Annotated in this window: 10 protein-coding genes; all 10 read right to left on the reverse strand. The window is 40.8% G+C overall.

Annotated features, from left to right (window positions below):
• Window positions 1-247: 247 nt before the first annotated feature.
• Window positions 248-2,470, reverse strand: coding sequence for a heavy metal translocating P-type ATPase (locus HW271_RS06060; protein WP_178895268.1), 2,223 nt, complete (start codon window positions 2,468-2,470; stop codon window positions 248-250).
• 9 nt (window positions 2,471-2,479) lie between these two features.
• Window positions 2,480-2,851, reverse strand: a complete 372-nt coding sequence (locus HW271_RS06065) for a cupredoxin domain-containing protein (RefSeq protein ID WP_000933322.1) — start codon at window positions 2,849-2,851, stop codon at window positions 2,480-2,482.
• Window positions 2,852-2,861: 10 nt separating this feature from the next.
• Entirely contained in the window at window positions 2,862-3,257 is a 396-nt protein-coding gene (locus HW271_RS06070; protein ID WP_045763230.1) for a CopY/TcrY family copper transport repressor, read from the reverse strand.
• 118 nt (window positions 3,258-3,375) lie between these two features.
• Window positions 3,376-4,005, reverse strand: a complete 630-nt coding sequence (gene pyrE / locus HW271_RS06075; RefSeq protein WP_178895269.1) for an orotate phosphoribosyltransferase — start codon at window positions 4,003-4,005, stop codon at window positions 3,376-3,378.
• A 31-nt stretch (window positions 4,006-4,036) separates the two neighbouring features.
• Entirely contained in the window at window positions 4,037-4,738 is a 702-nt protein-coding gene (pyrF, locus tag HW271_RS06080) for an orotidine-5'-phosphate decarboxylase (RefSeq protein ID WP_178895270.1), read from the reverse strand.
• Between the two features lie 207 nt (window positions 4,739-4,945).
• Window positions 4,946-6,214 (reverse strand): cell division protein FtsQ/DivIB, encoded by a 1,269-nt coding sequence (locus HW271_RS06085; RefSeq protein WP_178895271.1) that lies wholly within the window; start codon window positions 6,212-6,214, stop codon window positions 4,946-4,948.
• 9 nt (window positions 6,215-6,223) lie between these two features.
• Entirely contained in the window at window positions 6,224-7,282 is a 1,059-nt protein-coding gene (locus tag HW271_RS06090) for a UDP-N-acetylglucosamine--N-acetylmuramyl-(pentapeptide) pyrophosphoryl-undecaprenol N-acetylglucosamine transferase (protein ID WP_178895272.1), read from the reverse strand.
• 1 nt (window position 7,283) lies between these two features.
• On the reverse strand, window positions 7,284-8,636 hold the full coding sequence (gene murD, locus HW271_RS06095) for a UDP-N-acetylmuramoyl-L-alanine--D-glutamate ligase (protein WP_178895273.1): 1,353 nt from the start codon (window positions 8,634-8,636) through the stop codon (window positions 7,284-7,286).
• Window positions 8,637-8,732: 96 nt separating this feature from the next.
• Window positions 8,733-11,438, reverse strand: a complete 2,706-nt coding sequence (locus HW271_RS06100; protein ID WP_178895274.1) for an FtsX-like permease family protein — start codon at window positions 11,436-11,438, stop codon at window positions 8,733-8,735.
• 1 nt (window position 11,439) lies between these two features.
• Window positions 11,440-12,141 (reverse strand): ABC transporter ATP-binding protein, encoded by a 702-nt coding sequence (locus tag HW271_RS06105; protein WP_178895275.1) that lies wholly within the window; start codon window positions 12,139-12,141, stop codon window positions 11,440-11,442.
• Window position 12,142 lies beyond the last annotated feature (1 nt).

The raw sequence follows: 12,142 nt of genomic DNA on the forward strand, positions 1-12,142 counted from the left end.
AATTTACAATCCTAATTTATCACATTTGATTTCAGATTCATAAGAATGTGCTCAGAAAACTTCATTCTCTATTACAGTACAGTTTGAAAACGTTTCGAAAATCTGTTTTAGAATAGCAAAAAAGCGGTTAAAACCGCCTTTTTATACTCAATGAAAATCAAAGAGCAAACTAGGAAGCAAGCCGCAGGCTGTACTTGAGTACGGCAAGGTGAAGCTGACGTGGTTTGAATTTGATTTTCGAAGAGTATTAATCGACTTTAGTAAAATTAAGCATAAGAGAGCTGATTAAAACAGAGACTGAACTAAAGGCCATGGCCAATCCTGCAAGTTCTGGATTGAGCACCAAACCAAGACTTGAAAAGACTCCTGCTGCAATCGGAATACCAATGAGGTTATAGATAGAAGCCCAGAAAAGATTGAGTAGGATACGATTAAAGGTCTTCTTACTCATATCAAAAGCACGTGCCAATCCTAGTAAATTGTTGGTTGTAAGGACAAGATCTGCTGATTCAATGGCAATATCTGTACCAGATCCCATGGCAATTCCGACATCCGCTACACTGAGGGCCGGCGCATCATTGATACCATCTCCAACAAAGGCCAATTTGCCATTCTTTTGAAGCTTGTGAATTTCATGTGCCTTTTCCTCTGGCAAGACATTTGCGATTACTTCTTCGATTCCAATTTGCTCTGCAATCGCATGGGCTACTCCAGCATTATCTCCAGTAAGCATGACCGTTCTAAGACCACGTTTTTTCAATTTAGCAATGGCTTCTCGAGCATTTTCCTTAGGGACATCTTGCAAGGCAAGTAAGCCTTTTAACTCACCATCAACGGATAAGAAGACAACTGTTTTTGCTTCTTTCTCAAGCAAATCAAATCGTTCTTGATAATCATGTGGAATAGCAAGATCATCTAAGAGTTTGGCATTCCCCAGCAAGACTTGTTTACCATTAATATCCCCAGTCACACCTTTTCCATGTAAGGCTTGGAAGTTTTCAACAGGGTAAAGGCTAATTCCTAGTTCAGATGCACGATTTACAACTGCTTGAGCTAGCGGGTGTTGAGATACATCTTCCAGTGAAGCAGCCAAACTTAGCACTTCTCCTTCATCTCCGACAACATCTGTTACCACTGGCTTCCCTTCGGTCAAGGTTCCTGTCTTATCAAAAACAACTGTTTGGACTTTTTGGATTTCCTGTAAAACTGTACCATTTTTGAGAAGAATCCCCATCTTGGCACTTCGTCCTGTTCCAACCATGAGTGCTGTCGGTGTCGCGAGTCCTAGTGCACAAGGACAGGCAATTATCAAAACTGCTACTCCATAGAGGAGCGACGTCACAAAGCTTTCTCCTAAGAAAACAAACCAGATCCAAAAAGTAAGAAGTCCTAAAATGACAACTGCTGGTACAAAAATCCCAGAAATCTTGTCTGTCAAATCTTGAATAGGAGCACGACTCGTTTGCGCTTTTTTCACAAAGTCCACAATCTGAGCCAACATGGTTTCAGAACCTACTTTTTCAGCTCTAAAAATAATCGTACCACTATTATTGATGGTTGAACCAATGACAGCATCTCCAACTGATTTATCGACTGGAATACTTTCCCCAGTCACCATTGATTCATCGATGCTGGTTTCACCTTCTAACACAGTCCCATCAACGGCAATTTTTTCACCTGGTCGAACGCGAATGAGATCCCCAACTTTGACTTGTTCTAGAGGGATTTGAACATAAACATCATCACGCAAAACCTCTGCTGTTTTTGCTTGTAGGTCTAATAATTTTTCGACTGCCTGCGAAGTATTTTTTCGCATTTTTTCCTCAAAAACTGCTCCCAAAAGAATGAAGAAGAGGATAAATGCAGCACTTTCAAAGTAAACGGGCAGCCCAGTGAAGAGGGCAACTAAGCTATAGAAATAGGCCACTAGGGTTCCCAGAGCAACCAAGGTATCCATGTTGGAATTGTGCTTTTTAAAACTAGCCCAGGCGCTTCTGATATATGGAACTCCAGCTACCAGCATAATGGGTGTTGTGGCTAAAAAGGTGCCCCAACGCATGACTTGGTGACTAATTCCTCCTGTAGACATCCCAATCATGAGAATCACAAGAGGCACAGTAAAGATACTAGTAATCCAAAAACGCTGAAAAAGACTGAGAGACTTTTTAGTTTTTTCAACAACGGTATAGGTTCCCTTTTGCATCTTCATGCCGCATGAAAATTCATGCTCACCCAATTCTTGAGGCGTAAAGCGAATGACTTTTTCCTCGTCTTGAGCGATTGGTTCTAAAAGTCCTTCTTCTTCGAAGAGAATCTCTTTATAACAGTTTGAAGGTGTCACACGATGAAAGGTAATCTCAGCAGGAATCCCTTTTTGCAGTTGAATGTGGGCTGGATGGTAGCCTTTGTCTGCCGTGATACGAATTTTTTGCACACCATTTTCAAGGCTTGCTTTTACAATTTCAGTCATAATATTCTCCTATTCTACAATCATCTTACCGTGCATCATATTCATGCCACAAGAGAAACCATACTCACCTGCTTCTTCAGGTGTGATTTCAACAACGTATTGGTCTCCCATGGGCAGATCTGCATGCACTCCAAAGTCTGGGAAAACGATTTGATCCAAGCAAGGTGAAGGATCTTTTCGATCAAAAATAATGCGAGCAGGTTGCGATTTTTTGAGGATAATGGTTTCTGGAGTATATCCTCCCATGACCTCCACTCGAATTTCTTGATAGCCATTCTTTTGTTGGGCTCTCTTAGCATCTTCTTGCGGTTTTTTGAAAAACCAAAAGAGGATAAAAGCAATCATTCCTAAAACAACAATAGATACAAATAGATTTAACATAGCGTCTCCTTTACATACAATTACATCTTACTTCTGTTACAGCACTTGCTTTTTTCTTTGAAATCACTTCTTCCAAACCTTCCAAGTCAGCTAGGGTAAAGTCACATTCTTCAATCAAATCAGCTAGCAAGAGCTTTATTCTTCGAGAACAAAGCTTGTCTTTGATATCCTGAACCATTAAGCCCCTACTATCATCTAGCGTTAAAAGGGCCGAATAGACAAAGGACTTGCCCTGTTTTTCCCGAGTCAAACATTCTTTCTCCACCAAACGGGCCAAGAGTGTCTGGATCGTGGATTTGGACCAACTGAACCTTTTCTCTAATACTTTTATGAGATCAGTACTAGTCTGTTCTCCCTGCATCCAGATAATCTTCATGACCTGCCATTCTGCATCCGAAATCTGCATTGTTATTCCTCCTAAATCTACATTTGTCAATTACAATTATCAGTATACTCTTAAAATCTACATTTGTCAATTAAAAAAACCGATGTTATACATCGGTTAAGTAATTGCACTAAAAAAGTTATCCTTGCCAATTTTCTTGGTCTTCTTTAAATCGTTTTAGGAGAGCAAGTCCTTCTGGTGTAATGTAGCCTTCTTCTTGGGCTAGGTGGATGAGCTCGCTGTAGTTTGAAAGAGTCACTAGTTTGACACCAGCATCTGCAAAATTCTTATCTGCTTTTGGTAATTGATAGCTGAAAATGGCAACAACACCAAGAACATCTGCTCCTTCACGTTTAGCAGCTGCTACAGCTTCAAGCACAGAACCACCAGTTGAAATCAAATCTTCCACAACGACCATTTTTTGTCCTTGAGCTACACGACCTTCGATTTGGTTTCCAGCACCATGATCTTTAGGTTTGCTACGGATATAAGCAAATGGCAGATTCATCTTATCAGCGATGATGGCACCGTGTGGGATACCCGCAGTCGCTGTTCCTGCAATCACTTCTACCTCTGGGAATTCTGACTTGATGGCTTCTACAAAACCATTCTCAATCAAGGTACGTGTCTCTGGGTAGGCAAGTGTTACACGATTATCCGTATAAATCGGTGACTTGATACCTGAGGCCCAAGTGAAAGGCTCTTCTGGTTTGAGGTAAACAGCTTGAATTTTCAATAGATGGCTAGCAATGTTTTTAGCAAGTGTCATGGGATTCTCCTTTGTATTTTATACTTTATTCTTATTTCCAGTCTTGTGTCCATTCATCCTTGATAGCATGATAAGCTACTACTGGATCAGTGGCTTGAGTGATTGGGCGACCGACAACGATGTAGTCACTACCAATATGATAAGCATCTGCAGGTGTCATCACTCGTTTTTGATCTCCAACTGCAGCCCCTGCTGGTCGAATACCTGGTGTCAGGCAAATAAATTCTGGACTGGTAGCTTCTTTGATGAGTTTTACTTCTTGAGCTGAACAAACCACACCATCTAATTCCGCTTCAGCAGTTTTCTTGGCATAGTGAATAACCGATTCTTGAAGACTGGTTTGAATATTTTGAAAGTCTCTCATTTGTTCTTCAGAAGTTGAAGTCAACTGGGTAACAGCAATCAATTTGGCTTCTTTTCCAAGACCTTCACGCGCAGCCTTCATCATCTCTACACCACCTGCGGCATGAACATTGGTCATATCAACGCCCAGATGAGACAAGACCTTCATGGCTGATTTGACTGTATTTGGAATATCATGGAGTTTAAGATCCAGAAAGACACTATGTCCCAAACCTTTCAGATAAGAAACAATCTCAGGTCCTGTAGCATAATAGAGTTCCATACCTACCTTTAGATAGAGGCTCTCTCCTGCTGGAAAAAGAGCTAAAAATTGCTTGACTGCCTCAAAACTTGGAAAATCAAGAGCAATAACTGGACGGGCTTCGCGCATACTTTTCTCCTTTTACCTTTGTTAGCTAGAGAGCATGAAAAAAGGAACCTGCCTACAGCAAGGTTCCACGAAAAATGGGCAGTCTCCACCCTTTCACCGTCTAACCTTAGCTGCCTCTCTGGACTGCTTTAAAGGTTTTTTACTATTCTATTATTTAAAGTGGTACTTGTCAAGTAAAAACAAGTAACTGAACGAATCATTTGAAACTTAGCGACTCTGTGTTGTTTGAGTCGTCTGTGTTGTTTGATCTTGATTTCCTTGCTCAGCTTGTTTTTTCTTCTCTTCTTCCTGCTTCTTCTTTTCCTCTTCTTTGGCTTTGATTCTTTCGTCATCCAGAGCCTTATCCACTAGACTATAGCTATAGATACCGACCTCCATGTCAATACCACTAGGTACTGTCAACTGTGGTTTTATCTTACTATAGTAGGGTAATTTCTTCCCTAGTTCTGATAATGGCACCAAAATCTCGTCTGTATCATACATGGTAATCTTTAGAAGGTCACTTGTTACCTTACTTGGTGCAAGTTCAATCTTCTCAATCTCTTGCTTAATTTCTGGACTAACTTCATTTAGCTGAGAAATCAATGTTTTTATCTGTTCCTCATTGTTAAATAAAACAGATATGTATTTCTCAGGTAAGTTGTCAGAACTAACGGCAGTTGATTCAATACTTCCGCTTGATAAAATTGGATAATAACTATCACCAGAAACAGAGTAGGCTACAATCCCAAATTCCTTCACTTCAATGGTGAAGTGAACTGGGAATTGATAAACTATCTTTGCCGATTCAATCCAGTGATTCGATTTGACCATTTCCGCATGCTTATCTTTATTTAAGAGTAAGCTGATCGTATAGTCACTGTCACGAATGCCAGACGCTTCTCTAACTTGGTCTGCACTTGTCTGAACGTTACCCATAACCTCAATATGTTTCATTGTAGCCAGAGGGCTTAGAAGATAAATAGACAAGAATAAGATTAGAAAGCTAGGGACGAGGATCGTAACTGCTCGCCAGATATGTATAGAAGGAATAGCGGGTTTTGGAGGTTTATTCTTGGTTTTTACCTTTTTCTCTTTCTTAACCTCTGCACCAGCATTTTCTTCCCCTGCCTGGTCCTGACTCTTAGCGTCTTCTTGTGAAATTTTCTCCGAATCTTTCTCTTCATTTGAAGTCTCATCGCTAGTATCCGAATCCTTCTCTTCAGATTTTTCGGATTCTTCGTCCACTTCTTCAGAACTCGTAGATTTTTCTTCTGTTTTTTTACTCAAATACTCATGATGTTGTTTTTGCCATTCTGACACTTCTTGAGTATTTTCAGAAGAAGACTTTGCTGCTTGTTCTTCTTTTTCATGAGCTTCTTCTTCGGCACGTTTCGCCTCTTCTTCAGCCTTTTTTTGAAGATATTCTTGATTTCGTTTTTGCCACTCTGACAATTCCTTGCCTTGAGTGTCCTGATTCTTTTTATCCTTTGACATCAATTTTCCTTATGATAAATCTTTTTTTAGTAGCTCATAAAAATCTGCCACAGATTTTAATTCCTGAGAATTCTTCATCTTGTTTTGATAGATCTCTTTGTTGGTCAAAAGTTGATTTACTTTTTCTTCCAAAGTAGACAAGGTCAAGTCACTCTCTTGCAACTCCTCAGCATAGCCTTTCTTCACAAAATAGGCTGCATTTTCAATCTGATCTCCACGGCTAGCTTCACGACCCAGTGGCACAATGACGTGCAATTTAGCCATAGCAAGGAGTTCAAAAATAGTATTGGCACCACCACGAGTGATGACCACATCAGCCAGATTCATGAGTGGTTGATAGAGTTCCGTCGCATAGTCAACACGGTAGAGGTTTGAACTTAGTTCATTTAAACTAGCATCTCCTGTCAGGTTGATGATATTATAGCGACTAGTCAGTTCTTCCTTGTGGTCTGTAACTAGTTGGTTAAAGACACGCGCCCCAGCAGAACCTCCAACAAAGAGAAGAGTTGGTAACTTGTCGTTGAAAGAAGTACGGATATCCACCATTTCTTCAGGTTCTTCCATAACTGGACCAGAAACCTTGGTCACAGCTCCTACATGTTCTACCTTAGTGAGACTAGACGCTTGCTCGAAAGTAGAGTACATCTTAGTCGCAAACTTATAGGCAATTTTATTGGCCAATCCCATAGAGAGATCAGACTCGTGGATGAAGACTGGTACTCTGCATACTCGCGCTGCGATAACAGGCGGAACAGATACAAATCCACCCTTAGAAAAGAGGGCTTGTGGACGAACTCGAAGCATGATAAAGAGCGATTGAAGAATTCCAAAAGCAACCTTAAAGACATCAATCATATTTTGCCATGAGAAATATCGACGTAATTTCCCCGTTGCAATCGAATGGAAGGTGACATCTAAACCTGACTTGAGAATTTCATGATGCTCAATCCCATTTTTATCACCAATATAGTGGACTTCCCAGCCATCTTCGATGAACTTAGGCATTAACAAAAGGTTGAGGGTAACGTGTCCAACCGTTCCCCCACCTGTAAATACTATTTTTTTCATATTATCCCTTTAACTCCGCTACAGTGTCGATGAAAAGATCTCCACGTACTTCAAAGTTAGCATACATATCCCAGCTTGCATTAGCAGGACTGAGGAGAACCACATCTCCTTCTTCTGCAAGTTCATAAGCCTTGCGGGTTGCATCTGCAATATCTGTTGCATCCACATAAGCCACACCAGCCTTATCCGCTGCACGTTTGACACGTTCTGCAGATTGACCGAGGATGACCATTTTCTTAAGTCCAGTAATATCAGGAACCAATTCGTCAAACTCATTGCCACGGTCCAACCCACCAGCAATCAAGATAACCTTGCTATTATCAAATCCTGACAAGGCTTTTTGAGTTGCTAAGATATTGGTTGACTTACTATCGTTGTAGAATTTCACCCCATTTATTTGGTCTACAAATTGGAGACGGTGTTTAACGCCACCAAAGGCTGACAAGGTTTCCTTAATCGTTTCATTGTCAACACCACGCAGTTTAGCAACGGCAATGGTTGCAAGAGCATTTTCCACATTGTGGCTACCTGGAACACCGATCTCATCAGCTGCCATGACTTTTTCACCACGGAAGTAGAGAAGACCATCTTCAAGATAAGCTCCGTCAACCTTTTCAAGTGTTGAGAATGGTACTACAGTTGCATTTGTCTTTGTCGCAAGTTCTTTAGCTAATTCCTGGTTGAAGTTCAATACTAGGTAATCAACTGCTGTCATATTGTTTTGGATATTCCACTTAGCTGCCACATAGTCTTCAAAAGAACCGTGATAGTCAATATGCGTTGGCATAAGGTTGGTGATAACAGCAATTTCAGGATGGAATTCCCGGATTCCCATTAATTGGAAAGAAGAAAGTTCCATGACAAGGGTATCCTTATCTGTAGCAGTTTGGGCTACCTGACTAGCAGGATAACCGATGTTACCTGATAAGAGGCCATTTTGCCCAGCCGCAGTCAGAACTTCTCCAATCATGGTTGTCGTCGTTGTCTTCCCATTTGAACCAGTTATACCGATGATTGGTGCTTCTGAAATCAAGTAGGCCAACTCAACTTCAGTCAATACTGGAATCCCTTTTTCTAGTGCTTTTTCAATCATCGGATTGCTATAAGGAATTCCTGGATTTTTTACCATCAAGGCAAAATCTTCATCCAATAATTCCAAAGGATGTCCACCAGTGACAACCTTGATGCCCTCTTCTAAAAGGCTCTGAGCTGCTGGATTTTCCTCAAAAGGTTTACCATCATTAACCGTTACGATGGCACCTAGCTTGTCTAAGAGACGAGCTGCAGATTCACCAGATTTGGCCAAACCTAGGACTAATACTTTCTTATTTTTAAATTGATCAATTCGTTTCATATCTAGAACTCCATTTCTACTCTTACTATTTTACCATTTTTATGAAAATAAAAAAGCCACAAAGGGCTTTCTTATTTGTTTTTTGTTATAAAAAACCTATTCTACCGACTTGAGGGCTTCTAGCATATCGACCTTTCGGAGATAGTGATTGACAAAAAAACCGAGTATGGTCAAGATGATACCAACAGCTAAAACTGGGATTAGATACACTTCCCAACCGACCTGTGGTTGAAAACGGAAGGTGCCCGGTGCAATCATCTGAATTAGAAATTGATGGAGATAAAAGCCTGAGACCAAACCTACAATCATTCCAACCAGTGACAGTATGATGGTCTCCCGATAGATATAAAGGGTCACTTCTTTATTATGAAAACCAAGGACCTTTATGGTTGAGAGTTCCCGAATCCGTTCAGCAACATTGATATTGGTCAGATTATAGAGAATCACAACTGCTAGAAGTACCGATACCAGAACCAAAATTGCCATGGTTTGGTTAAGGGAACTAGCAAAACTTTCAAATAGCTGAATGGTTGAAGCATTTTGCACGACACCATTGACAGCCGCCTGCTCCATAAATTCTCTTGCAACTCTTTCAGTATTGCCTTCACTTTTATCCTTGAGTTGGACTAGATAGGTATTCATCTTAGGAGTTTGACCATAAATTTTCTCATAGGTCTCCTGATTCATATAAACAAAATGGCCTACATAATGCTCCGTGATGCCACCTACTTTAAAGGTTTTTCCATCTATTGTAAAGTTTTCACCAACGGAAACTCCTGCCAACTGAGCTAATTTTTCTGTCAAGACAACTCCGTTAGATAAGTCAAGTTTTTCCCCATTATTTTCTAAACGGACAAATGGAGCCAGGTCAGCCTTATCTGTTACCATGATGGTCACTGTCTGAATTCCAGCCTTGCCCGGATACTTCTCTTCAATCTGCTTAGAAAAAATCAAACGAAAATCTTTAACTTCATCGCTTTTCAGTTTTTCTTCTAACTTGTCCTTATCAGTATCTGAAGCTCTAGTATTTACAGAGAGAACCATCTGATATTGTTGCAGGTCCTTAAACTGCCTATCGGCCACGCCAACCACAGAGGATTGAATCCCAAGTCCTGCAAAGAGGAGGGCAACTGAACCTCCAACCCCAAAAATGGTCATTAACATACGCTGCTTATAACGAAAGATATTACGAGCAGTAACCTTTTGAGTAAAGCTCAAACGTGACCAGATAAATGTGATGCGTTCTAAGAGAATTTTAGAACCCTTGACTGGAGGCTTAGGTAATAATAATTGCGCTGCTTCTTCATGCAATTCTCTACGAGATACAAGGTAGGCTGGTAGGACGCTTGCTACTAAGCTTAGCCCCAGAGCCAAGCAACTATAGGTCCAGTAGAAATATTGCTGACTCTCACCAACAATCATTCGGCCAGTAATGATATGTGAGATTGTAGGTGCTAAGACATAATGGCCAATCAGAATCCCTAGAAGGGTTCCAAGAGTTCCAGCAACCAGACCATAAATTACAAACTTAGCGATGATGTCTTTGCTATGGTAGCCTAGAGCTTTGAAAATCCCAGCATTGGTTCTTTCCTCGTCTACAAATCGAGTCATAGTGGTAAAGGTAACCATGGCTGCCACTGCGTAGAGAACAACTGGAAAGATATTTCCCACGGCACGAATACTCATGGCTGAGTTACTATACATCAGATAACCTTGACCAGTAGGAGAGCTTTTTCGATTGTAGACATGATAGGTTGGCTCTGTCAGAGCATTGACCTCATCCTGACTGGTCTGCCACTTAGCCTTTTCCTTAGTAAGATCTGTTTCAGCTTGGCTTGCTTTTTCTTTTTCTTGTTTTAGCTGTTCTTTAGCTTGGTCTATCTGGCTCGAAACTTGGCTCTTTTGCGGTTCTGGAAGTTGGCTTAACTGTGACTCTTGACCTTGAAGCTGAGTCTCGGTTTCTTGTAGACGTTTCTTGCCAGCTGTCAAGTTGGTTTCCGCTTCATCTAGTTTTTTCTTCCCAACATCCAATTTCTCCTGAGAATCTTCTTTTATTTTCTTCAGCCGAGCTCGACCATTATCAGCAACTAGTTCCTTTAGAGTCTCCTCTTCTTCCTCGAGTTTCTTTTCGTAATCACTAGAAAAAGGATTGACATCTGTTAGACTAATAAAACGAAGGCGGGCAATCGTGTAAACAGAGCTCTTAAAGTTATCTTTTGTTACAACACCATAGACTGATAAGTTCCCATTACCACTGCCTGCACTCCCCATATCCGTTTTTGAGAAAATATCTGGAGAGTGAACAAAGCCTGTAATGGTATAACTATCCCGCTTCAATTGAGAATTGCTACCATTCTTTTGGTTCAAATGAATGACTTGACCAATCTGATAGCGATCTTTCCAAAAGTCCGCCAAGGCCAGTTCATCTTCTTTTTCAGGCAAACGACCTTGGGTTACTTGAAATTTTGAAATCTTTTCAGTATTTGAAAAAATTCGTACAGCATCTTCACTATCCTCTAATGTCAAATCCGTCATATAACCAAATTCAACATTTGCTCCTGATAGAGTTTGCAATTCTTCCTGGTCTGTCTGATCTAGACCATAATCTCCCATGATGGTCATATCTGCCGCATTAGTATCTTTCAGATAAGCCCAAGCTGTTCGCTCCATATTGGGACTGGCTACTTTAAGACCAACCACAGCCAAAGATCCCAACATCATCAGAGTTAGGATGGATAAAAACCGTCCCTTTGAACCTGTGAAAGACTGGAGCAGGTCTTTCCAATATGTCTTTCTTTTCATCTTAGTACTCCAAATCATCAATATCCTGTGGTTGAGGATTGAGGACAACACTCTTGACACCAGCATCATGCATTTGAATCACCCGATCAGCTATAGGAGCTAGCGAGGCATTGTGGGTCACAATGATAACGGTAGCCCCCTTCTTACGTGACATATCTTGAAGAATCTTTAGAACCTGCTTACCAGTCTGGTAGTCCAAAGCTCCCGTTGGTTCATCACAAAGGAGAATTTTAGGATTTTTAGCCACAGCTCGAGCAATAGATACCCGTTGTTGCTCACCACCTGACAACTGGGCTGGAAAGTTATTGAGACGATTGCCTAACCCTACGTCCTTGAGAACCTGCTCAGGATCTAAGGCATCTGATACAATTTCTGATGCCAACTCGACATTTTCTTTGGCAGTCAAGTTAGAAACCAAGTTATAAAATTGAAAGACGAAACCAACATCATCCCTACGATAGTTGGTTCTCTGATGGGAAGTAAAATTCGAGATATTGGTTCCGTCTATCCAGACTTGTCCTTCATCGTTTGTATCCATACCACCAAGAATATTTAAGACTGTTGACTTCCCTGCTCCAGATGAACCAAGGATAATGACCAGTTCTCCCTTTTCAATCTCGAAGTTAACATCACGATTGGCTACGATTTCTGTTTCTCCAGTATGATACCTCTTATAGCTATGTTTCATTTCAATATAGGACATC

This window comes from Streptococcus sp. oral taxon 061 (assembly GCF_013394695.1).
Classification (GTDB): Bacteria; Bacillota; Bacilli; order Lactobacillales; family Streptococcaceae; genus Streptococcus.